The organism is Mesorhizobium sp. M7D.F.Ca.US.005.01.1.1 (genome assembly GCF_003952545.1).
Classification (GTDB): Bacteria; Pseudomonadota; Alphaproteobacteria; order Rhizobiales; family Rhizobiaceae; genus Mesorhizobium; species Mesorhizobium loti.
The window spans coordinates 3691397-3718336 of record NZ_CP034453.1; the positions used below are offsets into that span (position 1 = coordinate 3691397).

Consider the following 26940-nt stretch of genomic DNA (forward strand, 5'->3'; position numbering starts at 1 on the left):
CTTAGTTTTGACCTATACTGTGCAGACGGCGATTTCGGTCTTAGTCATCCGCCCGACATTGTAGCTGATTAAAATTGTGGCAGCACGCTCCAACTGCCATGATTTCGCCGCATGCCTGACATTTTACCTGTCTTCTCAAACCGTTAGGTGATCACGGCAGATTTCGGAACGTCGCCATCTTTTGTTCGCTCTGAGGGAACTGAAGAGGTACACGGCCATTGTTTTGCGACGTATCAACCGGTACGAGTCAAATGATGCAGTGCACAATAAACAGCGTGGCGGAGTAACTGGGGTGACCCTTCTGCAAATCTACTGGCGAGCACTCGGATATCTGGCCGCGGACAGGAAACGCGTCGCGTTGATCTGTTCGGCCAACGTGGCGCTCGCCATCGTAGCGCTTCTCGAGCCGATTATGTTCGGTCGCGTCATCGGCGCCATCTCCGAGCGCGGCTCTGTCTTCACCACGCTGGTGATGTGGGCTGGTCTCGGCGCCTTCAACATCGTTGCTTTCGTCATGGTGGCGCGCGGCGCTGACCGCTTTGCCCATGCGCGGCGCAGCGAAGTTCTGTGCCAGTCCTTCGAGCGCGTGATCACCATGCCGCTCGCCTGGCACCATCAGCACGGCACCTCCAATGCGTTGCACACGATGCTGCGCGCCGTCGAAACCCTGTTCAGCCTTTGGCTTGAATTCATGCGCCAGCATCTGTCCACGGCTGTCGCCCTCGTACTGCTGGTCCCAACCGCGATCAGCATGGACCTGCGCATGTCGCTGGTGCTGCTTGGCCTCGGACTGCTGTATGTCGGCATCGGCCGGATGGTAATGCGCCGCACCAAGGCGGGCCAGGCTGCGGTCGAGCGCCACTACCACAAGGTGTTCGAGCATGTGACCGACTCGGTCAGCAACGTTGCGGTGCTGCAGAGCTACAATCGCCTCGGCCACGAGGCCGATACGCTGCGCCGCTACGTCAAGAACCTGCTCGACGCGCAGAATCCTGTGCTCGACTGGTGGGCGCTGGCCAATGCCTTGCACCGTCTGTCATCGGCAATCTCGATGCTGATCGTGTTGTCGATCGGCTCCTATCTCGTGACTCATGGTCAGTTGGGTATCGGCGACGTCATCGCCTTCACCGGTTTTGCCACGATGCTGATCGCTCGCCTCGACCAGATGTCGGCTTTCGCCAACCAGATTTCCGAGGCGCGCGCCAAGCTTGAAGATTTCTACCAGCTCGAGGACTCCGCGGCCGACGCAGCCGAGCCGGATGGGTTGCGCGATCTCGCCAACATCACCGGGCATGTCCGCTTCGAGAATGTCGGCTTCGAATTCGCCAATTCGGGCCAGGGCATCGACGACGTGTCGTTCGAAGTCCAGGCCGGCCAGACCGTTGCCATCGTCGGACCGACCGGCGCCGGCAAGACCACGCTCATCAATCTGCTGCAGCGTGTCTTCTCGCCGTCCCATGGCCGTATCCTGATCGACGGCGTCGACACACGCACCGTGACCCGCAAGTCGCTGCGTCATTCGATCGCCACCGTGTTCCAGGATGCCGGCCTGCTCAACCGCTCGATCGAGGACAACATCCGCGTCGGCCGCGCCGATGCGACCAATGACGAGATCCATGCCGCTGCCAACGCGGCCGCGGCGCAGGACTTCATCCTGTCCAAGAGCAATGGCTACGACACGGTGGTCGGCGAACGTGGCGGCCAGCTGTCGGGTGGCGAGCGTCAGCGCATCGCCATTGCCCGCGCCGTGCTGAAGGATGCCCCGATCCTGGTGCTCGACGAGGCGACCAGCGCGCTCGACGTCGAGACCGAGGACCGCGTCAAGGATGCGATCGACGAATTGCGGCGCGACCGCACCACCTTCATCATCGCCCACCGCCTGACCACCGTCCGCGACGCCGATCTGGTCGTGTTCATGGACAAGGGCAGGGTGGTCGAAATGGGCGGCTTTGCCGAACTGTCGCTGCGCAACGGCCGCTTTGCCAGCCTGCTGCGCGCCGGCGGTCTGCTCAACGACGAGGAGGTTCGCCGCCTCAGCCGCACCGTGCAGCAACAGCAGGAAGCGGCCGCCTGATCTTGGCGTCTCTCTGCCTTCTCCCCCTGGGGGAGAAGGCAAGGCTGGCCTGCGACATCACCGCTCGATTGCCCCAAACGCACCGGCGGTCTATGTAGAGCCGTATGAGCGACACGACTTCACGCCTGACCGGCTGGATGGATCTCGCCAACCCGACGCGCTTCGTCGGGCTGGCCGACAGGCTCGTGCCGTGGCTGGCGTCCATCGCCGCACTCATCCTCGCCGTCGGGCTCTATATGAGCTTCGCCGCGCCTGAGGATTTCCAGCAAGGCATCACCGTGCGCATCATGTACATCCACGTGCCTTTCGCCTGGCTGGCCATGATGTGCTACACGCTGATGGCGGTTTCCGCACTTGGAACGCTGGTCTGGCGGCATCCGCTGGCCGATGTCGCGCTGAAATCCGCCGCACCCATCGGCGCTGTCTTCACCGCGCTGGCGCTGATCACCGGCTCGATCTGGGGCAAGCCGATGTGGGGCACCTGGTGGGTCTGGGATGCGCGGCTGACCTCGGTCTTCGTGCTGTTCCTGATGTATCTCGGCATCATCGCGCTGACCCGCGCGCTCGATGATGCCAGCCGCGCCGCCTGGGCCGCCGCCATCATCACGCTGGTCGGTTTCATCAACATCCCGATCATCAAATTCTCGGTCGACTGGTGGAACACGCTGCATCAGCCGGCTTCGGTGTTCCGCATGGGCGGCTCGACCATCGATCCCAGCCTGCTGTGGCCGCTGCTGGTGATGGCGATCGGCTTCACCGTGCTGTTCTTTGCGCTGCACCTGATGGCAATGCGCACCGAAATCCGCCGCCGCCGGGTCATTGCCATGCGTCGCGTCGCCGCCAGGCAGGCCGAGCGGATCTAAGGCGCCATTGCGCCGGTGCACCAACAGATCAAGCGTTCATCGTCTCTGAACAGCTTGTCATTTCTGCAGATTGTGAACCTCGAACGTGGTCTCCTGAGGCGGCGAGGTGAACCCACCCTTGATGCCCGTTTTCATTTGAGGCATCAGGATATCGTCCCGGAATTGCTCCCAACTCTTCTTGGATTCGTGAACCGCAACAATTGACCAGCCACCGGCCGACGGGCCGGCAACATGGAAGAGTTGGCCTTTTGGCAGGCTTTTTCCGCCTGCTGGATGCACAGCAGCGATTGACGCCTCGTATTGTTCCTTCGTGCCGCCAGGAAAATAGTGCGTGATTGCGTAAGCCATTCTGTTTTCCTCCCGAGCAAGCCGCAAACCATCCAATGGCCGGCTTGCTGAAGCCAGATTGACGTAAGGGAACACCGGGGACAAGCAGGACCTTAGACAGGGTCGACCATGCACCATGCCCTGGACACGGGTTTGGATGTTCGCGTCAGCCGGTGCGGCCGCGTGCAGCCACCGGCAGCGTTTCCAGCACCTTTTCACCTGAGATCAGATGCACCAGGTCGAACAGGTTGGTGACGACGCAGCAATGGTCGGGCACGACGCGGACGCGTTCGCCGATGCGCAGCTTGGCCTGGTCCGAAAGCGTGACGGTGCCGTGCTCCTCGCTCAAGCCGGTCACCCGCGCGCCCGCAACGCCGAGCAACTCGCCGAAATCGGCGAGCCCAAGCGTGTCGCTGGACAGCGCCTTGCTGCCGGCATCCAGAATGGCACGCGTCGCTGTGGGATGGCTGACCACCGTCGACAGCACCGTCAGTGCGCAGTCGTCGAGAGTGCCGACGCCTTTGGCGACCTGATAGCGGTCGAGATAGATGTAGGTGCCGGGGCGGTACTCCGTGACCACCGATGCCTCGCTCGAGCGCCACATATCCGGCGTGCCGCCACTTGAGATGCGTTCGCAGGCGAGGCCCGACGCGGCCAGCGCCTGCTTGGCGTCAGCCAGCCACGCCTCGGCCTCCGCCGCGCGACCGGCGGCCGGGTAGGTCATCAGCCCGCCGAAGGCGAGGCCACCGGCCTTGTCGATCTGTCTTGCCAGCGCAACTGCTTCGTCAGCCGTCTGCACGCCGCAGCGGCCCATGCCGGTGTCGCATTCGACCAGTACCGGCAGACGATGACCGGCATCGGTGAAAATGGCGGCCAATCCTTCGAGTGTTTCTCTGCTGTCAGCCGTAACCGACAGTGTCACACGGCGGTGTAGCGCCAGAAGCCGCTCCAGCTTGGCGCGCCCAAGGATGTTGTAAGGGAGAAAAATGTCGGTCAGCCCGGCGTCGGCCATCACCTCGGCCTCGCCGATCTTCTGGCAGGTGATACCGACGGCACCGGCCGCGACCTGTTTATTCGCCCAGTAGGGCAGTTTGTGCGTCTTGATATGCGGCCGCAGTTTCAGCCCGTTCTTGTCGGCATGGGCCTGGGCGCGGGCAATGTTGGCTTCGGCGCGCGCGGCGTCGATCAGGATCGATGGCGTATCAAGGTCGTGGACGGTCGGCATCATCTGTTATCCCATAGAAAATCCGCAGGGGTTATGGCCTCGAACGGGCGCGATGTCACGCGGCCAGCGCAGCGGATCTGTTGTCCATGCGCTGAAGGAGCAAGGCCGGGCGGAGCGGCAAGACGGATCGACACCGCATCGACGTTCGGCTATGCGATTTGCCAGACAAATCGGCACGAAGGACCATGATCATGAAACGCTCCGCCATCAACGACATCATCCGCGAAGCCGACGCTTTCATCCGCTCGTTCGGCTACATCATGCCGCCCTTCGCCTACTGGTCGCCCGAGGAGGCGAAGGCGCGCCAGACCGACTCCGCGGCCGTGTTTACCTCCCGGCTCGGCTGGGACATCACCGACTACGGCCAGGAGAAGTTCAAGGAACTCGGCCTGTTCCTGTTCACCGTGCGCAACGGCCGCTACGAGGACATGAAGAAGGGCATGGGCATGCTCTATGCCGAGAAGATCATGATCTCGCGCAAGGACCAGCTGTCGCCGATGCACCGCCACAACATCAAGGCCGAGGACATCATCAACCGTGGTGGCGGCAAGCTGGTGCTGGAACTGTTCATGCACGATCGCGACGGCGGCATCGATCCCAAGGCCGAGGTATCGGTGCCGGTCGACGGAACCATCCACAGGCTGCCGGCGGGCGGGCTGTTGAAGCTCGACCCGGGCCAGAGCGTCACGCTTTTGCCCGGCGTCTGGCATGCCTTCTGGGCCGAGGGCAAGGATGTGCTGATCGGCGAGGTGTCGACCGTCAATGACGATCTCACCGACAATGTCTTTCGCGAACCGATCGGCCGTTTTTCCAACATCGACGAGGACGTTGCCCCCGTGCACCTGCTGGTGTCCGACTATGAGAAGTGGCTGGGCTGAGGCAACGCGCCGGGCAGCCAGCCTCAATGACAGCAGCTTGGGGCTGATTGCACACTCGTCCTGCAGAGGCAGGACGAGCTGATCGGCACATCTGCTCTCGCCAACGCCGTGGCGAGTCTTGCCTGCAACGCCGGCAGTTCTTCGCTCTCGCCGCGTCGTTTCAGGCATTCCACTAGCCCGTGCAGCGCCCAGACATTGTTCGGATGCTGGGCGCAGCGCTGCACCTTGCCGCTCAGGCCGATATCATCGCGATAGACCTGTTCGGCTTCTGCACAGTGGCCCTGGTCAAGAAGCAGAGCTGCCAGCGCATGGCGTGGCGGATGCATCCACGCCCATGGCTCGGTGTAGGACAGATTGTCGTCGAGCTCGACCGCTTGCCGCAGATGGCCGTAGGCGTCGTCATGCCGGCCCTGGTGATAGGCAAGCTCGCCGTCGAGCAGGGCAGCCCCGACAGCCAGAGAAGCGCGCGTCGGGTTGCTGAGGAAACGCCGCTCGGGCGCAATGCCTTCCAGATGCCGATGGAATTTTTCGCGCGCTCGCTCGGCCTCGGTGAAATGCCCGAGCGTCGCATGCGCGACACCCTTCGCGTAGTGCTGCATGGCCGCGGTCAGCACATAGAGCCCCGACTCCTCTGTTTCAGGCTCGTCGATGATCTCCTGCCAGCGACCGAAGCGCACCTGCACATGCGATTTCATCGCGTGGTAGCCTTCCACCGTCTGGGTGAGCTTGGGCCGGTCCTGGATGGCGACCACGTCGCGCGCGACCAGGCTGCGCACCTTGTCGGCGGCCCACAGCGCCGGCCTGTACTGGCCTGACAACATGCAGGTGAACATCATCAGATGCAGATCGTGGCAGCAGCCGAGCAGGTAGTAGGTCGGCTCGTCCGCATAGGCGAGATAGAGGTCGTTGGCGCGAATCGCCTTCTCGCTGGCAAGCTTCGCCTTTTCGTATTCGCCGCACAGCACATAGATATGCCCCGGCATGTGGTTCATGTGCCCGGCATCGGGGCACATTGCGCCCAGCAGATCCGCCGAGCGCATGCCGCGCTCTGGCATGGTGGACATTTCCAGGAGATGGATGTGCAGGTGGACGATCGCCGGATGTTGTGCGGCGCCACCCTCGTCGGCAAGCCGGATTGACCGCTCGCAAACGTCGAGCGCCTCGACCACATCGGAATTCGGCGCCGGCGCGCCGGTCTTGAGGTTCCACAGCCGTCGCACGGTGCGCATCATCAGCGCCTCGACTAGCAGCGCCATCACATCATGATCGTCGGGGAAGCTGGCGTAGAGCCGCCGCATCTCGGCGGCGTAGGCATCATCCCACTGCTCGAATTCTTCGGGGCTCACCCGGCGCGGCTTCTGAAAGCGGGCGGCCAGCGCCTCGATCAACCGCCTCTCGATCTCGCTGGCGGAAGCCGCATTGGCGCGCGCCAGCCGGACATGCTCGAAGCAGCGCTTTGTCGCGCTGTTGGCTTCGGCCTCGCCATGCTCTTTCCAGGTCAGATTGTAAAAGGGGCCGGCGGCATAGGCGATGCCCCAATGCACAAAGGCGCAATCAGGATCCGTCTCCAGCGCCTTCTCAAAGCACTTGATGCCTTCCTCATGGTTGAAGCCGTAGCACCAGTTCAGCCCGATATCGAACCAGCGCTGGGTTTCGGTTGAGCGGGTGGAGATGGAGCGACGGTAGGCGCCGAGGTCGAAGCGGTCCATGAAGTCTCATTTCAATTCTGATCGCCAACGAGGCAGGCTCTGGTCAGATTCCTTCGTCATCAGTGTGTGACGAAATCTCCAGGCATGGCAAACGCAACGCGTGCCGCCCTTAGCTGGTCTCTTCGGGCGGTGTTTCATCTTGCCAGCCAGCCAGCTCAGGCAGGTCGTCCAGCCAACTTTTTTCCGTCATCAGGGCATCGCCGGCCTGCGGGGCAGCCTCGGTGGCATTTTGAATGAGCCAGTCCATCCACTTCCGATAGGCAACCGGGTCCAGCTGTGGCGGCAGCACCTTGGCCTTGGCCAGCATGCGTTTGCGGAAACTAACCTGCCTGCGGAGTTTGGTCGTCGTGAATTTGATTGCCTTGCCCTGGTATTCAACCGTCCAGCGCCCATCTCCATGGCTGGTGAGCCTGTCGATGGCGAAACCGGCATCGACCGGCCTATCCCGCCAAGGAAGCTCGACGGCATTCTTCCTCAGATCGAGTGCCCATCGCCTGTAGGCGGTCCCGGCACGCTGGGGCGGCAGCACACCGGCCTGTTCGAGTATCTTCCTGCGGAAGGTAGGCTGCTTCTTAAGCTGGCCTGTCGTTAGCTCGACGCGATGCCCACGGAATTCGACGTGCCATCGGATCCTCCCGTTGCCGAAATACTTCACCAGCCTGTCGATGAAGAACTCGTCGTCGGTGAGCGCCACGCAGCCTTGGCTGATGCTTTCGAGAATGTACTGGCTATCACTGGGCATTACGCGGCCTCGTGCAGGAATCTTTCACGAAGCTTAGCCGTTGGCACGCACGGGCGGCCACCAATTTGCTCTGGGAATCTCGCCTGCCTCAATCAGCCCAAACTGATGCGCGGGTTGCCATAGATATGCAAGGCGGTGGCACGCTCACCGCAGACGATAGCCTTGGAGGGAGCGTAAGGCCCGTGGACGAGTGGCTGAAGTTCATCACCCGGCCGCTGGACGGCGCGAGGCTCGTTACTTCTGGCGAAACGCGGAGTGGAACGACACGACCAGCGGGCCCAGGATATAGTCGAGTGCGGTGCGTTCCTCGGTAACGATCATGACCGACGCCGGCATGCCCGGATAAAGCGCGATCTGTGGGGCTGCAGCCAATTCCACCGGATCGACCGCTACATCGGCAAGATAGTAGGGAAACCCGGTCTTGCTGTCGGTAATGCGATCCGCCGAAATGCGGGTGACGCGTCCGTGGATTATGGGTATCGAGCGCTGCTTGTATGATGTGAAACGAACTTCGGCTGCCATGTCGGGTCGCAGGTTTGATATGTCCTCGACGCGAACCTGCGCCTGGACGATCAGCGAATTCTCGGTCGGCACGATGTCGAGGATGGTCTGGCCTGGCGAAACGATCGCGCCGATCGAGAAGACGCTGAGATCCATCACCTGGCCGTCATAGGGCGCGCGCACTTCGGCTCGGTCCATTGCAGCCTGGGCGGCAAACATCTTGGGCACGAGGTCGGCAAGGCTCGATTGCGTATCGATCAGCATGGCCGACAGCTTGGCCCGGCGCTCATATGTCAATTGCGCGATCTGGCCCTCGAGTTCGGCTTTGCTCTGTTTGCTGCCGGCTATGGCGCCGAGGTTCTCGTCGATCAGGCCCTGCAGATCCGAGGCGGATCTTTCCAGCTCCAGGATGCGTGGGCGGGTCGTCAATCCGGCCTTGAGCAGCTTTGACAGGCTGGCCTTCTCGTCGATCGTCGATTGCATCTGGGCCTGGTAGGATTCGACCCGAGCCTGCTTGCCCTGAATCTGCTCCTCGAGCTCGGCAATCCGCCGCTCGAGGATCTGCCTGGCGCCGGCCATCGAGGCGCGCTGGCTCTCCAGGTCGGCGATCTGGTTTGCCATCGCATCCCTGAGGTAGGCCTCGTGCTCCTTCAGGATGTCCTTCGGGAAGGCAACAGCCTTGCTGCCGTCCAGTTCGGCCCGGATCCTGGCATCGGTTGCACGCAGCAGAGCGTATTGCTGGGCATAGAGATTGAACTCGGACCTGATCCTGGTGTCGTCCAGCTTCAGCATTATGTCGCCCTTCCTGACGACGTCGCCATCCTTGACGCGGATCTCCTTCACCGTTCCGCCGTCGAAGTGCTGTACGCTCTTGCGATTGCCTTCCACCTTGACGATGGCGTCGGCGAGTACGGCGCCGTTCAGCGGAGCAAAGGCTGCCCAGCCACCGAAGACGCCGAAGAAGGCGACGATGATCAGCAGGCCGATATAGGCCGGCACCCGGATCGAATCCGGGGCCAGGATACCGGTTTCGCCTGGCAGGCTCCGGTAGGTGAGGGCGCCGTCGCTCATCGATCTCTCCGGCCACAGCTCATTGGGTTGCCACCGCCATTGGAGCCGCGCGCTGGTTGAGCAGCGCCACGATCTCGTTTCTCATGCCGAAGGCCTCGACCGCGCCATCGCGCAACAGAAGGATCTTGTCGACATTCGCCAAGGTAGAGGGCCGGTGCGAGACGATGATCACCGTGCTGCCGCGGCGCTTGAGTTCGATCGCGCAGTCGCTCAGCGCGCGGTCGCCATCGGCGTCGAGATTGGAGCTCGGCTCGTCGAGAATGATCAGGTTCGGCGTTCCGAACACCGCACGGGCAAGAGCGATCCGTTGCCGATATCCTCCTGACAGCACTGCGCCGCCTTCGCCGATCTGGGTCTCATAGCCCTGCGGCAGGCGGATGATCATCTCGTGCACGCCGGCGAGCCGCGCGGCCTCGATCACCTCCTGGTCGACATTGGTCTTGAAGCGGCCGATGTTGGCGGCGACCGTGTCGGAGAAGAGTTCGATATCCTGCGGCAGGTAGCCGATGTGGTCGCCGAGCGCGTCGTGCCCCCATTGCGACAGGTCGGCCCCGTCCAGCCTGACGGTGCCGCGGCTGGGTTGCATGACGCCCGCGAGATGACGCGCCAGCGTCGACTTGCCGGCGCCCGAAGGGCCGACGATTCCGAGCGTCTCGCCTGCTTCCAGCCGGAACGATACGTCCCGGAGAAGCACCTTCTGCTGGCTGGCAATTGCAAAGCTGACCTGCTCGACCGAGATCTTGCCGGTGGGCTTGGGCAGGTTGAACGATCTTTCGTTCCGCGCGCCCCCGTCCAGCAGCTTTTCGACCCTTGCCAATGCAGCCCGCCCCAGGATCAGGCTGCGCCAAAGGCCGACGATCTGCTCGACCGGCTGTAGCCCCCGGCCCAGCAAGAGGCTGGCCGCGAACATGGTGCCGCCGGTGATCTGCCGCTCGATCACCAGATAGGCGCCGAGGCCGAGGATCAGCGACTGCATGGTGAGCCGCAGGAAACGGATCAGGCCGGACATCAAGGCGGCGCGATCGCTTGCCTCCGCCTGGCGCCGCAGCGCCAGATTGCGGTCGCGCCCCCAGCGGCGGATGAGACCGTCGATCATCCCCATGGCGCGAACGACTTCCGAGTTTCTGAGGCTCATCTCGGTAAAATTATAGTTGGTCGTCGCCAGGTCGTTGGCCTGCTTCAGCGGCGAACGCACGAGATTCTCGTTGAGCACGGCCATGGCGATCAAGAGCAGCGAGCAGCCCAGTGCGAAGAAGCCGAGCCACGGATGCAGCAGGAAGATGATGCCGATGTAGATGGGCGACCATGGCAGGTCGAACAGGGCATGGATGCCGCTGCCGGTGATCACCTGCCTGAACGTGTCGAAATCGCGGATCGGCTGGCTTTGCGAGGAGCCCGGCGATGGCGTCTCGACCGACGCGGCGAGGACTTTTGCCGAGAGCAGCCGGTCGAGCCGCGCGCTGGCACGCGTCAGGATGGAGGCGCGCACCAGGTCGAGGCCGGCCAGCGAAAGGAAAGCCGCCAGCAACACCAGGGTCAGCATCACCAGCGTGGTTTCGCTGCCGCTGGTGACGACCCGGTCGTAGATCTGCAGCATATACAGTGGGGACGCGAGGTAGAGCAGATTGATAGCCAGGCTGAATGCCGCCGCGACCAGGAAATAGCGGCGGCAGGCCCGAAGCGCATCCTTCACAATTCGCGATTTGCTATCCACTTCCAGAACCCCACTCAAAACTCGTCAGGCCAGGTGGGCCGCCGCTGACGGCGGCCCTTTGGTTCACACCACGAAGTCGCTTGAAATTGCTCCATTGCCGACGCCCGTCAGCGTGAACTCCGCCGGATTGTACGAGACGGCGGTATGACCTTGGCCATCATCGGCAAGCTTGAAGCCGTTCGCATCATAGGAGCCGACCAGATGCAGCGCGGTACCGTGGGTGCCGTCCGAAATAGTCAGCGTTCCGCCGCTGCCATCCTGGTTTGCCTGGTAGACGGCCGTCGTGCCCGCACCGAACAGGATGTCCTCTAGCTCCAGCCTGTCGTCATTGGTGATGCCGCCGATGTGCCCGCTGAAATCGAAGGAATCGTCGAGCTGCAGCGTGCCGGCCGCATCGTGCGCGAAGGTGACGTCCGTCGACGAGGCGCCGCCGAATTCGATCTTCGACAGATTGCCGATCGTGGCATCGCCATCGCCGGTAACCTGGCCGTGGATGACGATGTCGCCGCCATTGGCCAACAGCATGCCGGAATTCGCCAGCCCGCCGGTGACCGTCAGGCCACCTGACCCGGTCGCCTCCAATGTTCCGGAGTTGGTGACGACGCTGCCCCCTGTGTCGATGACCAGCGCATTCGAACCGGTGGCGATGATGGTGCCCTGGTTGTCGAGGCTCAGCATCCCGCCGCCCAACTGGCCAGCACCGGATATCGTGTTGTCGACATTGACCAGAGTGACGTCCGGCCCCGTGCCGGAGATCACGTTGGCGGCACTGTCGGACAGCAGGATCTGTCCGCCGCCCTGCAGCGTCACGCCATGCTGGATGATTTGCAGCAGCGTTTCGCTGCCCGTCGAGTCCAGCGAGATAAGGCCCGTATTGTTGATCGTGCCGCTCAGCGGCAGCAAGGCGCCGTCGCCGATCGTCATGGTGCCTGGATTGTTGACCACCGGCGTCTGGTCGAAGACGAAATTGCTTGCCGTCAGGGCGCCCGAGTGGACGCCGTCCAGCGTGATCGACTGCCCGTCGCCGAGCGCAATCACCGCGTTGCCGTTGGCATCGTCGGCTATATGAGTCTGCAGGTCGGCAAAGTCTGCCAATCCGTTGTAGCCGATAAGGTCGATCTGGTCGGCCGCGGCGTCGAAATTATGCACCGTATCGGCACCGATCGGCTGCGAGAAGACGAAGAGGTCGTTGCCGCTGGAGCCGGTCAGCACGTCGTCGCCCGACCAGGCGAAGATCGGCGAACCCGGAGCGTACGCCTCGACATTGTCGGCGATCGACGCGCTGCCCGTCGTGCCGTCGGCATTGGTCCAGGTCAGTTGCACGTCGAGCACCGCGGCGCCGGTGAATTCGACCGGTGTGGTCACGGTCAGCCCGTGCAGGTCGTTGGTCTGTGTCGTCCAGCTTCCGTCGGCGTTATGGGTTGCGCCGTCGATGGTCCAGCCCGAAGGCACGTCCTTCACCGTGACGGTGATGAGCGCGCCTTCATGTGAAGGGTCGGTCAAGGCGAGATTGATGGGCTCGCCGGAGGTGCCGGCGGGCAGGCTGAATGCCGGCGTGCCGACCCCGGGATTGCCAGCTATGTCGGTCCAGGACGACGTTCCGGTGCCACTGGACACGACTTGCACGGTATGCGCGCCACCGCCGACCGGCTTCGTGACGTCCAAGGTGTAGATGTCGTGTCCGGTGCCATCGATGCCGACATGTACGAAGGTCCCGGCCGTCGCGGTTGCTCCTACCAGCGCGATGTCATTGATGTCGAAGCCCGAGACGGCCTCACTAAAGGTGAAGGTGATCGTCTGCTTGGCGCCGTTGTTGTCGTGCGAAATGACGACCGTCGGCGCCGTTGTATCGCCGCCCGTCACATTGATCGTTGCGGTCGCCGAGCCCGTGTCGGTGCCGCCGTTGGCCGTGCCATCGCCGTCCACCAGTGTATAGGTCACGGTCTTTGCGATGGTTCCGCTGGTTGCGTTTGCATAGAGGATGTGATCGGCAAGGGCCTGCGCGGCCGCTGCGGTGGCATTGGCGTTGAACGTCACGACTAGGTTCGACCCGTTCGTGCCGCCGCTGAAGGTACCTATGAGTGTGCCACCATAGCTCACATTATTGCCGCTGACAGTGATCTGGCCGGCGCCGGGGGCTTGGTTCTGAATCGTAAGCTGGTCCGTGGCCGCGCCGTTTGCCGTGAACCCGACAGTGAGCGAGCCGCCGCCGAAGTTGGCGGAGTCGATATCCGTTATCGTCGCCGAAGGGGCGATGGTAGCGGCGGCGGACCCGGCCGTGTAGCTCAGGCTTGTAGATGTTCCGGCCGTCCCGCTGTTGAGATCTATGGCCGGGGCGTCGTTCGTGCCCGCGATGTTGATCGTCACCGAGGTGGTGGTGCCGTCGGCGCTGGCCACGTTGAAGGTGTCAGTGTAGGTGGTGCCGGCGACGAACTCGTTGTGCGCAGAAGACGCCGTGTAGGTCCAGGCACCGGCTGCGTTGATGGCAAACGTGCCATAGGTTCCAACATTGGCCGCCTGGGCGACGAAGGTCGCCGCGCTGTCGACGTCCGAGACGGTGAGAGTGCCCGAGGTCGAGATGTTGGCGGCAGCATTGGTCTCGGTCAGATTCACCGAGGCGGAGGAGAGCACCGCAGCATCGTTGGCGCCATTGATGGTAACGGTGAGTACTGCTGTATCGGTCAGGCTGCCGTCGCTGACCGTGTAGTTGAACGTGTCGGTGGTGGAGCCGCCGGTGTTGAGGGCTTGCACCGTCAAGTCGTTCTCGTTGACCACGTAGGTATAGCTGCCGTCGGCGGCGATGGTGAGCGTGCCGTGCGCGCCAACCAGGCCGACACCCAGCGAACCGCCCGTGCCTGAGCCTTCGACGCCACCGGTGCGGATCGCGCTCACCGTCAGGCCGGCGCTGTCGACATCGCTGTCGTTGGTCAGCACGTTGCCGGAGCCATTGTTGCCGCCGGATCCGTTCAGCGTGCCGCTCTTCTCGGTTGCGGCAATCGCACCCGCGCTGGCGCTGGTGTCATTTGCACCGACAGGCGCGTCATTTGCACCATTGATGGTAACGGTGAGTACTGCCGTGTCGGTCAGGCTGCCGTCGCTGACCGTGTAGTTGAACGTATCGGTGGTGGAGCCGCCGGTGTTGAGGGCTTGCACCGTCAAGTCGTTCTCGTTGACCACATAGGTGTAGCTGCCGTTGGCGGCGATGGTGAGCGTGCCGTGCGCGCCGACCAGGCCGACACCCAGCGAACCGCCAGTGCCTGAGCCTTCGACGCCACCGGTGCGGATCGCGCTGACGGTCAGGGTGGCGCTGTCGACATCGCTGTCGTTGGTCAGCACGTTGCCGGAACCATTGGTGCCGCCGGATCCGTTCAGCGTGCCACCCTTCTCGGTTGCGGCAATCGCACCCGCGCTGGCGCTGGTGTCATTTGCCGCGACCGGGGCGTCATTGACGCCGGTGACGGTGATGGTCAGCGAGGCGCTGGAGGTGGCGCCATGCTCGTCGGTGACGGTGTAGTTGGCCACGACATCGGTGGTGGCGCCGGCCGCCAGGTGCTGGTAGGCGGCATTGCCGGCGTCGAGGCTGTAGCTGCCGTTGGTGTTCAGGGTCAGGCCGGCGACCGGCGCATTGAGGGCATAGCTGAGCACGGCACCGTCATCGACATCGCTGTCGTTGGTGGCGACGGTTCCTGTGATGGTGGTGTCCTCGAGGCCGGAGTTGATGTCGGCGACCGCGACCGGGGCGTCGTTGACGCCGGTGACGGTGATGGTCAGCGAGGCGCTGGAGGTGGCGCCATGCTCGTCGGTGACGGTGTAGTTGGCCACGACATCGGTGGTGGCGCCGGCCGCCAGGTGCTGGTAGGCGGCATTGCCGGCGTCGAGGCTGTAGCTGCCGTTGGTGTTCAGGGTCAGGCCGGCGACCGGCGCATTGAGGGCATAGCTGAGCACGGCACCGTCATCGACATCGCTGTCGTTGGTGGCGACGGTTCCTGTGATGGTGGTGTCCTCGAGGCCGGAGTTGATGTCGGCGACCGCGACCGGGGCGTCGTTGACGCCGGTGACGGTGATGGTCAGCGAGGCGCTGGAGGTGGCGCCATGCTCGTCGGTGACGGTGTAGTTGGCCACGACATCGGTGGTGGCGCCGGCCGCCAGGTGCTGGTAGGCGGCATTGCCGGCGTCGAGGCTGTAGCTGCCGTTGGTGTTCAGGGTCAGGCCGGCGACCGGCGCATTGAGGGCATAGCTGAGCACGGCACCGTCATCGACATCGCTGTCGTTGGTGGCGACGGTTCCTGTGATGGTGGTGTCCTCGAGGCCGGAGTTGATGTCGGCGACCGCGACCGGGGCGTCGTTGACGCCGGTGACGGTGATGGTCAGCGAGGCGCTGGAGGTGGCGCCATGCTCGTCGGTGACGGTGTAGTTGGCCACGACATCGGTGGTGGCGCCGGCCGCCAGGTGCTGGTAGGCGGCATTGCCGGCGTCGAGGCTGTAGCTGCCGTTGGTGTTCAGGGTCAGGCCGGCGACCGGCGCATTGAGGGCATAGCTGAGCACGGCACCGTCATCGACATCGCTGTCGTTGGTGGCGACGGTTCCTGTGATGGTGGTGTCCTCGAGGCCGGAGTTGATGTCGGCGACCGCGACCGGGGCGTCGTTGACGCCGGTGACGGTGATGGTCAGCGAGGCGCTGGAGGTGGCGCCATGCTCGTCGGTGACGGTGTAGTTGGCCACGACATCGGTGGTGGCGCCGGCCGCCAGGTGCTGGTAGGCGGCATTGCCGGCGTCGAGGCTGTAGCTGCCGTTGGTGTTCAGGGTCAGGCCGGCGACCGGCGCATTGAGGGCATAGCTGAGCACGGCACCGTCATCGACATCGCTGTCGTTGGTGGCGACGGTTCCTGTGATGGTGGTGTCCTCGAGGCCGGAGTTGATGTCGGCGACCGCGACCGGGGCGTCGTTGACGCCGGTGACGGTGATGGTCAGCGAGGCGCTGGAGGTGGCGCCATGCTCGTCGGTGACGGTGTAGTTGGCCACGACATCGGTGGTGGCGCCGGCCGCCAGGTGCTGGTAGGCGGCATTGCCGGCGTCGAGGCTGTAGCCGCCATTGGTGTTCAGGGTCAGGCCGGCGACCGGCGCATTGAGGGCATAGCTGAGCACGGCACCGTCATCGACATCGCTGTCGTTGGTGGCGACGGTCCTGTGATGGTGGTGTCCTCGAGGCCGGAGTTGATGTCGGCGACCGCGACCGGGGCGTCGTTGACGCCGGTGACGGTGATGGTCAGCGAGGCGCTGGAGGTGGCGCCATGCTCGTCGGTGACGGTGTAGTTGGCCACGACATCGGTGGTGGCGCCGGCCGCCAGGTGCTGGTAGGCGGCATTGCCGGCGTCGAGGCTGTAGCCGCCGTTGGTGTTCAGGGTCAGGCCGGCGACCGGCGCATTGAGGGCATAGCTGAGCACGGCCCGTCATCGACATCGCTGTCGTTGGTGGCGACGGTTCCTGTGATGGTGGTGTCCTCGAGGCCGGAGTTGATGTCGGCGACCGCGACCGGGGCGTCGTTGACGCCGGTGACGGTGATGGTCAGCGAGGCGCTGGAGGTGGCGCCATGCTCGTCGGTGACGGTGTAGTTGGCCACGACATCGGTGGTGGCGCCGGCCGCCAGGTGCTGGTAGGCGGCATTGCCGGCGTCGAGGCTGTAGCTGCCGTTGGTGTTCAGGGTCAGGCCGGCGACCGGCGCATTGAGGGCATAGCTGAGCACGGCACCGTCATCGACATCGCTGTCGTTGGTGGCGACGGTTCCTGTGATGGTGGTGTCCTCGAGGCCGGAGTTGATGTCGGCGACCGCGACCGGGGCGTCGTTGACGCCGGTGACGGTGATGGTCAGCGAGGCGCTGGAGGTGGCGCCATGCTCGTCGGTGACGGTGTAGTTGGCCACGACATCGGTGGTGGCGCCGGCCGCCAGGTGCTGGTAGGCGGCATTGCCGGCGTCGAGGCTGTAGCTGCCGTTGGTGTTCAGGGTCAGGCCGGCGACCGGCGCATTGAGGGCATAGCTGAGCACGGCACCGTCATCGACATCGCTGTCGTTGGTGGCGACGGTTCCTGTGATGGTGGTGTCCTCGAGGCCGGAGTTGATGTCGGCGACCGCGACCGGGGCGTCGTTGACGCCGGTGACGGTGATGGTCAGCGAGGCGCTGGAGGTGGCGCCATGCTCGTCGGTGACGGTGTAGTTGGCCACGACATCGGTGGTGGCGCCGGCCGCCAGGTGCTGGTAGGCGGCATTGCCGGCGTCGAGGCTGTAGCTGCCGTTGGTGTTCAGGGTCAGGCCGGCGACCGGCGCATTGAGGGCATAGCTGAGCACGGCACCGTCATCGACATCGCTGTCGTTGGTGGCGACGGTTCCTGTGATGGTGGTGTCCTCGAGGCCGGAGTTGATGTCGGCGACCGCGACCGGGGCGTCGTTGACGCCGGTGACGGTGATGGTCAGCGAGGCGCTGGAGGTGGCGCCATGCTCGTCGGTGACGGTGTAGTTGGCCACGACATCGGTGGTGGCGCCGGCCGCCAGGTGCTGGTAGGCGGCATTGCCGGCGTCGAGGCTGTAGCTGCCGTTGGTGTTCAGGGTCAGGCCGGCGACCGGCGCATTGAGGGCATAGCTGAGCACGGCACCGTCATCGACATCGCTGTCGTTGGTGGCGACGGTTCCTGTGATGGTGGTGTCCTCGAGGCCGGAGTTGATGTCGGCGACCGCGACCGGGGCGTCGTTGACGCCGGTGACGGTGATGGTCAGCGAGGCGCTGGAGGTGGCGCCATGCTCGTCGGTGACGGTGTAGTTGGCCACGACATCGGTGGTGGCGCCGGCCGCCAGGTGCTGGTAGGCGGCATTGCCGGCGTCGAGGCTGTAGCTGCCGTTGGTGTTCAGGGTCAGGCCGGCGACCGGCGCATTGAGGGCATAGCTGAGCACGGCACCGTCATCGACATCGCTGTCGTTGGTGGCGACGGTTCCTGTGATGGTGGTGTCCTCGAGGCCGGAGTTGATGTCGGCGACCGCGACCGGGGCGTCGTTGACGCCGGTGACGGTGATGGTCAGCGAGGCGCTGGAGGTGGCGCCATGCTCGTCGGTGACGGTGTAGTTGGCCACGACATCGGTGGTGGCGCCGGCCGCCAGGTGCTGGTAGGCGGCATTGCCGGCGTCGAGGCTGTAGCTGCCGTTGGTGTTCAGGGTCAGGCCGGCGACCGGCGCATTGAGGGCATAGCTGAGCACGGCACCGTCATCGACATCGCTGTCGTTGGTGGCGACGGTTCCTGTGATGGTGGTGTCCTCGAGGCCGGAGTTGATGTCGGCGACCGCGACCGGGGCGTCGTTGACGCCGGTGACGGTGATGGTCAGCGAGGCGCTGGAGGTGGCGCCATGCTCGTCGGTGACGGTGTAGTTGGCCACGACATCGGTGGTGGCGCCGGCCGCCAGGTGCTGGTAGGCGGCATTGCCGGCGTCGAGGCTGTAGCCGCCATTGGTGTTCAGGGTCAGGCCGGCGACCGGCGCATTGAGGGCATAGCTGAGCACGGCGCCGTCATCGACATCGCTGTCGTTGGTGGCGACGGTTCCTGTGATGGTGGTGTCCTCGAGGCCGGAGTTGATGTCGGCGACCGCGACCGGGGCGTCGTTGACGCCGGTGACGGTGATGGTCAGCGAGGCGCTGGAGGTGGCGCCATGCTCGTCGGTGACGGTGTAGTTGGCCACGACATCGGTGGTGGCGCCGGCCGCCAGGTGCTGGTAGGCGGCATTGCCGGCGTCGAGGCTGTAGCTGCCGTTGGTGTTCAGGGTCAGGCCGGCGACCGGCGCATTGAGGGCATAGCTGAGCACGGCACCGTCATCGACATCGCTGTCGTTGGTGGCGACGGTTCCTGTGATGGTGGTGTCCTCGAGGCCGGAGTTGATGTCGGCGACCGCGACCGGGGCGTCGTTGACGCCGGTGACGGTGATGGTCAGCGAGGCGCTGGAGGTGGCGCCATGCTCGTCGGTGACGGTGTAGTTGGCCACGACATCGGTGGTGGCGCCGGCCGCCAGGTGCTGGTAGGCGGCATTGCCGGCGTCGAGGCTGTAGCTGCCGTTGGTGTTCAGGGTCAGGCCGGCGACCGGCGCATTGAGGGCATAGCTGAGCACGGCACCGTCATCGACATCGCTGTCGTTGGTGGCGACGGTGCCTGTGATGGTGGTGTCCTCGAGGCCGGAGTTGATGTCGGCGACCGCGACCGGGGCGTCGTTGACGCCGGTGACGGTGATGGTCAGCGAGGCGCTGGAGGTGGCGCCATGCTCGTCGGTGACGGTGTAGTTGGCCACGACATCGGTGGTGGCGCCGGCCGCCAGGTGCTGGTAGGCGGCATTGCCGGCGTCGAGGCTGTAGCTGCCGTTGGTGTTCAGGGTCAGGCCGGCGACCGGCGCATTGAGGGCATAGCTGAGCACGGCACCGTCATCGACATCGCTGTCGTTGGTGGCGACGGTGCCTGTGATGGTGGTGTCCTCGAGGCCGGAGTTGATGTCGGCGACCGCGACCGGGGCGTCGTTGGTGCCGGTGACGGTGATGGTCACCGTCTGCGTGTCGATGCCGGTGTGGCCGTCGTCGGCCTTGATCGAATAGGTGAGCGTCAGGGTTTCGCCCTGGGCGAGGAAGTCGAAGGCCTGCGGTGCCGAGCTAAACGACCAGTTCAAATTGTGGGTGTCGGTCGGATTGGCCGCAAGCGAGGCGGGCGAGACCGTCAGCATGCCGATGACGGCGGCGCCGTTCAGCCCGCCCGTAGTGCCGCCGAGCGACACCGAAGTCACGCTCGCGGTCACCGTGTCGGAGACATCGGCATCGGTCACCGTCAGGGTACCGTTCACCGTCAAGGGCGCGTTGGTCTCGTTCAACGAGGCGGCCGCGCTATCGCCAGCGCCAACGGTGATGTCCGGCGTGTCGTTGGTGCCAGTGATGGTGATCGTCACCGTCTGCGTGTCGGTGCCGCCGAGGTGTCCATCGTCGGCCTTGATTGTATAGGTCAGTGTCAGTGTCTCGCCTTGGGCGAGGAAGTCGAAGGCCTGTGGTGCCGAGTTGAAGGTCCAGCCCAGATTGTTGGTTTCGCCCGGGTTGGCCGTCAATGAGGTCGGCGAGACCGTCAGCATGCCGAGCACGGCGGTGCTGTTCAGCCCGCCCGTGGTGCCGGTGAGCGACACTGAGGCGACACTTGCGGTTACCGTGTCGGAGACATCAGCGTCGTTCACAGTCAGCGTGCCGCTTTTCGTCAGAGCCGAGTTGGTCTCGATCAGAGAGGCCGCCGCACTGTCGCTCGTCACCAGATGGATATCGGGTTTGTCGTTGGTGCCGGTGAACTGAACGGTGGCCGTGGCCCAGCTCAACGTGCCATTGCCGAGCTGAATGGCGTAGGTCACCTTGTCGACGAGAACCTGACCCGCGGAAAGTGCCTGTAGCTGCGCAGCGATACTCGCCGTGTCGTAGTGGATCGTGCCATCGCTGGCCATCCAGATCTTGGCTCCCAACAGGCTTGTGTCGGTGCTCCCGGCGGCTCCCGAACTATCGGTAGAATATGTCGTGTCACGCGCGAGCAGATCTGCCGGGGCATATGTCTTGGTTGCGGTCGACAAGCTGTCTGCGTTGTCGATGGAGTAGAGTTGTTTGGCCGCTCCGCCCAGATCGTTCGCCAAAACATTCAGGGATAGGATGCCCGTGACGTCTTCCGAATAGGTGAAAACATCATCCTTCGCCTGCGGCGTGTTGGAGAAAGACGTCGTGGTGCCGCCGGCACCGGTGACTTGAGTAGCCATTTTCAACCCCTTGTTTAAGAACAGATGCCCCATCTGTTTATCGACAGTACTGAACGGCCGGCTGCTTCCAGCCGAAGAATAGCCGCGCGATCGGTGTGCGAATTCGGGGAGGCATCAATTCTCAGTGCCATCCAGACAGGCCACCGCATTGCGAACAACCGGCTTGAGCTGGCTGTTCACGGATGGATGGTGGCTCGATGATGATGGCAGCGACGACTTTGGTCGCCGCGCTGCTTGTTCCTACCCCGACTGCAACGTCTCAACTCGTTGGTTACCGATCACGAGTTTTAGAAAGCCCTTATATTAGGGGATTCTTAACCCTACCGGAGGGGGAGCGTCAATGGCCAACTTGACGGAACAGTTAATAGTCGAAGTGAAAGTCAAAGTATCCGCAACGGTCCTACTGGCCGGCTGGAGTTTTCCCACCACACGGGTAAATGAACGGGCGGGCACGTTTGCAGGCCGAACATCGCTAGCATTGGAGCTACGGCATTCGTCCAGGACTGGGCGTCTGCCCGACGATTCGCGCGAAAGCCGCAGCCTCAACCCTGGCGGCCGACAAACCGGTGACGGCCCACATCGTGAGCGCCCTGAGAAGCCTCACCGGTGCTTGGGGTAGAGGCGGCGCCGGGCGAACAGGTCCACGCCACAAGCCCACAGGGGAGCAACGCCGCCGCGTGTTGCAGTCATGCTGCACTGACGGCAGGGAACAGGTTGGGACACTGTCGGGTTGGCACAACGGGACAAGACGCAAACGTCCTGCCACGACGCTACTAGCTAACTGACTGATTATATTGCGAAAATAGTTGGCTGGGGAACCTGGATTCGAACCAGGACTAACGGAGTCAGAGTCCGTGGGTCTACCGTTAACCTATTCCCCAGCAGGCACGGTCATGAACCGTGCGGGCCGAGCGACCGGAGCCGCTTGAGCGCTGCCTTGTAGCCGCCGGTGGAAAATAGTCAAGCCTGCCCGACAGTTCAACCGCAACCTTTTGTCTTCCGGGTTCAGGCGTCACGTTTCAAACGCTGGGCAGGGCCTCCAGCCCAATCGCACGTCTCAACTCTCCGTCCGGCTGAACTGCGAGCGTTCGAAGAACAGCACGACGCCCAGACCCAGAATCAGCGGGATGATCAGGTAGAACAGCCGGAACACCAGCAGCGCCGCCAGCACACCGACCGGGTCCATGTCGGACAGGCCGGCGAGGAACACTACCTCGAACACGCCGAGGCCGCCCGGTGCGTGCGAGATCTGCGCGATCGAGAAGGAGACGAGGAAGACGCCCAGCACGACGAAATAGCCGGGATTGTGGGCTTCGGGCAGGGCAAAGAAGATGATCGCGGTGGCCGCCAGAAGTTCGATCGGGCCAATCAGCAGCTGTCGCGCGACGATCGGCAGCGCCGGATAGTGCAACTGAAAGCCGGCGATCTTCAGCGGGGGCAGATGCAGCCAGCTGCCGAAGATGTAGGCGGCGACCAGAATCAGCATTGCGATGCCCGCTGCCTCCGACAGGCCGTGATGGGCGATGCCGGAAAACCGGTCGAGAATCTGCGGCTCGAAGACCAATACGAGGCCTGAGGCGAGAATCGTCGACAGCACAAAGGTGATCCAGCAGACGGCCACCAGCACACCGATATCCTGGCCGGTCAGGCCCCTGGTGCCGTAGGCGCGGTAGCGGATGACGGCGCCGGAAAACACCGAACCGCCGATGTTGTGCGACAGTGCATAGGTGGTGAAGGAGCAGAGCGTGACGAACAGCCACGACACGCGCTTGCCGATGTGCAGGAGCGCGATGTGGTCGTAGCCGGCGAGCGAGGCATAGGCGATGACCGAACTCACGCCCGCGAGAACCCAGCCGCGGGCAGGGATAGCAGTGATGCCGTCCCAGACATCGTCGAGCGAAATGCCGCGCAGTTCGTGCCAGAGCAGCAGCAGTGAGAAGATCACCGCCGCGATGCCGACGACCGGCCAGAAATAGCGCCTCCAGTTCATTGCCTGACTGCCATGCGTTGCGGGTCCGCTTCCTTTTCTGTTGGTGATGGGAGGAGACCGGTCGCGCCGGATTCTTCCGCTCATTTCAGAAATGCCTCATTGAAGCCGGCTATTCAACTGCGAACGTTTTTCACCGCGACTACCGGCAAGCTTTGTCCGTGTTGCAAAATGAATGCGAGCCGGCAGGGGCTGCGCGTAGCAATCCAGGCTTGCGAATACATTACGCAATGCTGCCGAAACGACGGTTTGCTGGCCCAGTCGGCAAAATTCGGCACGCGGCTCTTGGTGATCGGGCGCGGCACTGTTAGTCTGACGGCAACTTAAAACACTGAAGCGCCTGCTGCGTCCGTTATCGGTTCGCGCGGCGCCGGAAGGAACGACAGTGGAAGACCACGACACCGGCGCCGGCGCGCCGGAGGTGGGCGTGTCCAGCGCTTCCCAAGGGTCAACTGGCCCTGGAACCGCCAGCTGGCAGCAACGCCGCCCGACGGAGCCCCGCTCCGCAGACGGGCAGGCGGGCGACGCGCCCCAGAAGGGCAAGCCCAAGAAGCGGCGCAAGCGAAGGCGCGGGCGCAAGGTTTTTGCGCGCGACGAAGCGCGTCCCACGGAGAATGGAGCGCCGGCGCCAGGCAAAACCGGTGCTCCGGCGGTGGAAGCGCACAGGCCGGCGGAATCGGTGGCCTCGCCCGCCGCTGCGGTGGCGCGGCCCGAACAGGGCACCCGTCGGCCGCCAGTGTACGAGCTTCCGGTGTTTGCGGCGCTTGACCTCGGCACCAACAACTGTCGGCTGCTGGTTGCCGTGCCGACGCGGCATGGCCAGTTCCGCGTCATCGACGCCTTTTCGCGCATCGTCCGGCTGGGCGAGGGGCTCACCGCCAATGGCCGGCTCGGCCAGCCGGCGATGGATCGCGCTGTCGAGGCGCTGAAAATCTGCGGCGACAAGCTGCGCAACCGCAAGATCCGAAAAGCCCGGCTGATCGCCACCGAAGCCTGCCGCACGGCCGACAACGGCGTCGAGTTCCTCGACCGCGTCGAACGCGAGGCCGGCCTGAAGCTCGAGATCATCGATCGCCAGACCGAAGCGCGGCTGGCGGTTTCCGGCTGCGGTTCGCTGGTCGAGCGCGACACGCAAGGTGTCGTGCTGTTCGACATCGGCGGCGGCTCATCCGAGATTGCGTTGATCGACCTCGCCGGCCGCCGCTCGCCAAGGCTCGCCAACCACATCGTGTCGTGGACCTCGCTGCCGGTCGGCGTCGTCTCGCTGGCCGAGCGCTTTGGTGGCCGCACGGTGACGCGCGAGATCTTCGCCGCCATGGTCGACGACGTCGCCGGCCGGCTGGCCAGCTTCGACGGCCGCGACCGGCTGAGCCATCTCAAGGCCAGCCCGAATTTCCATCTGCTCGGCACGTCCGGAACGGTGACGACGCTCGCCGGTGTTCACCTCGACCTCGAGCGCTACGACCGTCGCCGTGTCGACGGGCTGTGGATGGACCGCGACAGCGTCGACCGCATGGTCGAAAAGCTGGTCGGCTGGGATTTCCAGCAGCGCTGCGCCAACCCTTGTATCGGCGCCGATCGCGCCGATCTGGTGCTGGCCGGCTGTGCTATCCTCGAAGCGATCCGCGCGGTGTGGCCGTCGGAGCGACTGCGCGTCGCCGATCGTGGCCTGCGCGAAGGCATATTGAGCGAACTGATGGCCGATGACGGCGTCTGGCGCAATGATGGACGTGGCAGAGCATGATCCCGAACCTCAGGACCGCGTTAGCGAAAAGTGGCGACCGGTTCTCGGAAAAGGTCATGCTCAGACAAGAGGGCATGAACCGGTTTTCGCTGGAAATGATGCTCGGACAAGAAATCAGGCAATGACCAAGAAACCGGAAAAACCAGGATCAGCCAGCATTCGCGTGCTGAAGACGCGGATCAAGAAGAAGAGCGGCTTGAAGGAATCGTCGCGCCGCTGGCTGCAGCGCCACATCAACGATCCCTATGTCCAGCGCTCCAAGGCTGACGGCTATCGCTCGCGCGCGGCTTACAAGCTGATCGAGATCGACGACAAACATCATCTTTTGAAGCCCGGCATGAAGGTGATCGACCTCGGTGCGGCTCCCGGCGGCTGGTGCCAGGTCGCCGCCGCGCGCACGAAATCAACGGCCGACAAGCCGCATGTCATCGGCATCGATTATCTGGAAATGGACGCCGTGCCCGGCGCGCCGGTGCTGTTGATGGATTTCCTCGATCCGCTGGCGCCGCAAAAGCTGGCCGAGGCGCTGGGAGGCGATCCGGATATCGTGCTGTCCGACATGGCCGCACCGACCACTGGCCACAAGCGGACCGACCATATCCGCACCATGCATCTGTGCGAGGTGGCGGCCGACTTCGCGCTGTCGGTGCTGAAGCCGGGCGGGCATTTCCTTGCCAAGACCTTCCAGGGCGGCGCCGAAAACGAGCTGCTCTCCATGCTCAAGCGCAACTTCCGCTCGGTCCATCACGTCAAACCGCCGGCCTCACGCGACGAATCGGTGGAACTCTACCTGCTGGCGAAAGACTTTAAGGGGCGGGAGCCGTCGTCAGCCGGATCGGAACGTCCGGAGGGCGAGCCCGAAGCGTAAGCCGCATCAATTGCCGGGCGGGCTTACCGCTTCCAACGTCTTGGGCGTGGTCAATCGACCATGTCCGGAGACAGCGTTGCCGGCATCGGGCGCCAGCCGCATGAACGACAGGGACGCGGCGGCGGAAATCACCGCGACGACGAAGAACGCGGTGTGGAAATCCGCCAGCGTCAGTGACCTGTCGTTCAGGCTTGTGGACACTTCCAGGATGCCGCCGGCCACCGCCACGCCAAGCGCGATCGACAGCTGCTGGAAGACGGCGGCAATCGGCGTGGCTTTGCTGGTGTCTTCAGCTGAAACCTCGGCGTAGGCGAGCGCATTGACGCCGGTGAAGAACATCGAGCGGATGAAGCCGCCGACGAGCAGCATGGCCAGCGTCAAGAGATAGGGTGTGTCGGGCGTGAACAGTCCGTTGATGGCGATCGAGGCCGCGGCGACCAGCGAACCGACAACCAGCACGCGGCGGAAGCCAGCGACGCGGAAGATCAGTGCGGTGACGAATTTCATGCCGATGGCGCCGATCGCCGAGACGAAAGTGATCATGCCGGACTGGAACGGCGTCAGCCCGAAGCCGATCTGGAACATCAGCGGCAGCAGGAACGGCACCGCGCCAATGCCGATGCGGAACAGCCCGCCGCCAAGCACCGAGGAGCGGAACACCTGGTTGCGGAACAGTTCGAGCGCCAGCAGCGGGTTTTTGGCGTGGCGCGCATGCAGCAGATAGAGCGCGCCCGACACGAGGCCAACCGCAACGGTGATGACACCGACGATTGGCGGCAGATAGGGCAAGCTCACCACTGACAGGCCGAACACCACGCCGGATGCCGCCAGCCCACTCAGCACGAAGCCGATGAAATCAAGTGGTGGGGTCTGCACGGGTTCGGTCTTCGGTAGGAAACGCGTCGCCAGCCAGATGCCGACCAAGCCGATCGGCACATTGATCAGGAAAATCCAGTGCCAGGTGAAATAGGTTGTGATGAAGCCGCCGACGGGCGGCCCGACCAGCGGCCCCACAAGCGCCGGAACGGTCAGCCAGGACATTGCCGCGACGAGTTCGCTTTTCGGTGTCGCGCGCACCAGCACCAGCCGCCCGACCGGCGTCATCATGGCGCCGCCAATGCCTTGCAGGAAGCGTGAGACCACGAAAGCCGGCAGCGAACCGGAGAGCGCGCAGGCGATCGAGCCGACGATGAAGACCGCGATCGCGGCGCGAAAGACAGTCTTGGCGCCAAAACGGTCGGCCATCCAGCCGCTGATCGGAATGAAGATCGCCAGCGATACCAGATAGGCAGTCAGCGCCAGCTTGAGCGCGATCGGGCTGGTATGGATGTCGATTGCGATCGCCGGCAGTGATGTCGCGATGACGGTCGAATCCATGTTTTCCATGAAAAGGGCGACCGCCAGTATGAGCGGGATGGTGCGGTTCAAGGAACGCGTC

16 protein-coding genes and 1 tRNA gene are annotated in these 26940 nt (G+C 63.9%); 5 read left to right on the top strand and 12 right to left on the bottom strand.

Annotated features, from left to right (window positions below; genetic code table 11):
* Window positions 1–292 precede the first annotated feature (292 nt).
* The gene (locus EJ076_RS17630) at window positions 293–2074 is read left to right on the top strand and encodes a glucan ABC transporter ATP-binding protein/ permease (protein WP_126068754.1); all 1782 of its coding nucleotides are present in this window, start codon (window positions 293–295) and stop codon (window positions 2072–2074) included.
* A 104-nt stretch (window positions 2075–2178) separates the two neighbouring features.
* On the top strand, window positions 2179–2937 hold the full coding sequence (locus EJ076_RS17635) for a heme ABC transporter permease (RefSeq protein WP_126068755.1): 759 nt from the start codon (window positions 2179–2181) through the stop codon (window positions 2935–2937).
* Window positions 2938–2994: 57 nt separating this feature from the next.
* On the opposite strand, the gene EJ076_RS17640 is transcribed toward EJ076_RS17635, so the two are convergent.
* Both EJ076_RS17640 and EJ076_RS17645 read right to left on the bottom strand, forming a co-directional pair.
* Window positions 2995–3285: a hypothetical protein gene (locus tag EJ076_RS17640; protein ID WP_109672448.1), complete on the bottom strand. Its 291-nt coding sequence runs from the start codon at window positions 3283–3285 to the stop codon at window positions 2995–2997.
* Between the two features lie 145 nt (window positions 3286–3430).
* Window positions 3431–4489, bottom strand: a complete 1059-nt coding sequence (locus tag EJ076_RS17645; protein ID WP_164548859.1) for a D-TA family PLP-dependent enzyme — start codon at window positions 4487–4489, stop codon at window positions 3431–3433.
* Between the two features lie 191 nt (window positions 4490–4680).
* Here EJ076_RS17645 and EJ076_RS17650 point away from each other — a divergent pair, with 191 nt between their 5' ends.
* Window positions 4681–5367 (top strand): D-lyxose/D-mannose family sugar isomerase, encoded by a 687-nt coding sequence (locus tag EJ076_RS17650; protein WP_109672468.1) that lies wholly within the window; start codon window positions 4681–4683, stop codon window positions 5365–5367.
* Between the two features lie 23 nt (window positions 5368–5390).
* Here EJ076_RS17650 and EJ076_RS17655 read toward each other — a convergent pair whose 3' ends face one another.
* The 9 genes from EJ076_RS17655 to EJ076_RS17690 form a co-directional block, all read right to left on the bottom strand.
* Window positions 5391–7076, bottom strand: coding sequence for a hypothetical protein (locus EJ076_RS17655; RefSeq protein ID WP_126068757.1), 1686 nt, complete (start codon window positions 7074–7076; stop codon window positions 5391–5393).
* 109 nt (window positions 7077–7185) lie between these two features.
* Window positions 7186–7818, bottom strand: coding sequence for a hypothetical protein (locus tag EJ076_RS17660; RefSeq protein ID WP_126068758.1), 633 nt, complete (start codon window positions 7816–7818; stop codon window positions 7186–7188).
* A 234-nt stretch (window positions 7819–8052) separates the two neighbouring features.
* Complete coding sequence (locus EJ076_RS17665) at window positions 8053–9390, bottom strand: HlyD family type I secretion periplasmic adaptor subunit (protein ID WP_126068759.1); 1338 nt, start codon at window positions 9388–9390, stop codon at window positions 8053–8055.
* Window positions 9391–9409: 19 nt separating this feature from the next.
* On the bottom strand, window positions 9410–11104 hold the full coding sequence (locus EJ076_RS17670; RefSeq protein ID WP_126068760.1) for a type I secretion system permease/ATPase: 1695 nt from the start codon (window positions 11102–11104) through the stop codon (window positions 9410–9412).
* Between the two features lie 63 nt (window positions 11105–11167).
* The gene (locus EJ076_RS17675) at window positions 11168–16249 is read right to left on the bottom strand and encodes a VCBS domain-containing protein (RefSeq protein ID WP_126068761.1); all 5082 of its coding nucleotides are present in this window, start codon (window positions 16247–16249) and stop codon (window positions 11168–11170) included.
* On the bottom strand, window positions 16210–16548 hold the full coding sequence (locus EJ076_RS35250; RefSeq protein WP_164548672.1) for a VCBS domain-containing protein: 339 nt from the start codon (window positions 16546–16548) through the stop codon (window positions 16210–16212). Before EJ076_RS35250 ends, EJ076_RS17675 begins: the two co-directional genes overlap by 40 nt.
* Window positions 16509–20903: a VCBS domain-containing protein gene (locus EJ076_RS17680; protein WP_164548673.1), complete on the bottom strand. Its 4395-nt coding sequence runs from the start codon at window positions 20901–20903 to the stop codon at window positions 16509–16511. The genes EJ076_RS35250 and EJ076_RS17680 overlap by 40 nt, the downstream gene beginning before the upstream one ends.
* A gap of 807 nt (window positions 20904–21710) precedes the next feature.
* Window positions 21711–21784: transfer RNA gene (locus EJ076_RS17685), tRNA-Gln, on the bottom strand.
* Between the two features lie 176 nt (window positions 21785–21960).
* Window positions 21961–22893 carry a lysylphosphatidylglycerol synthase domain-containing protein gene (locus EJ076_RS17690; RefSeq protein WP_126068762.1) on the bottom strand — a complete coding sequence of 311 codons (933 nt, stop codon included), beginning with the start codon at window positions 22891–22893 and terminating at the stop codon, window positions 21961–21963.
* 382 nt (window positions 22894–23275) lie between these two features.
* Between EJ076_RS17690 and EJ076_RS17695 the strand changes: the two genes are divergently transcribed.
* Entirely contained in the window at window positions 23276–24634 is a 1359-nt protein-coding gene (locus EJ076_RS17695) for a Ppx/GppA phosphatase family protein (protein WP_126068763.1), read from the top strand.
* Between the two features lie 121 nt (window positions 24635–24755).
* Window positions 24756–25502 (top strand): RlmE family RNA methyltransferase, encoded by a 747-nt coding sequence (locus tag EJ076_RS17700; RefSeq protein WP_126068764.1) that lies wholly within the window; start codon window positions 24756–24758, stop codon window positions 25500–25502.
* A gap of 6 nt (window positions 25503–25508) precedes the next feature.
* On the opposite strand, the gene EJ076_RS17705 is transcribed toward EJ076_RS17700, so the two are convergent.
* A complete protein-coding gene (locus EJ076_RS17705) occupies window positions 25509–26930 on the bottom strand; it encodes an MFS transporter (protein WP_126068765.1) in 1422 nt (473 codons plus the stop codon).
* Window positions 26931–26940 lie beyond the last annotated feature (10 nt).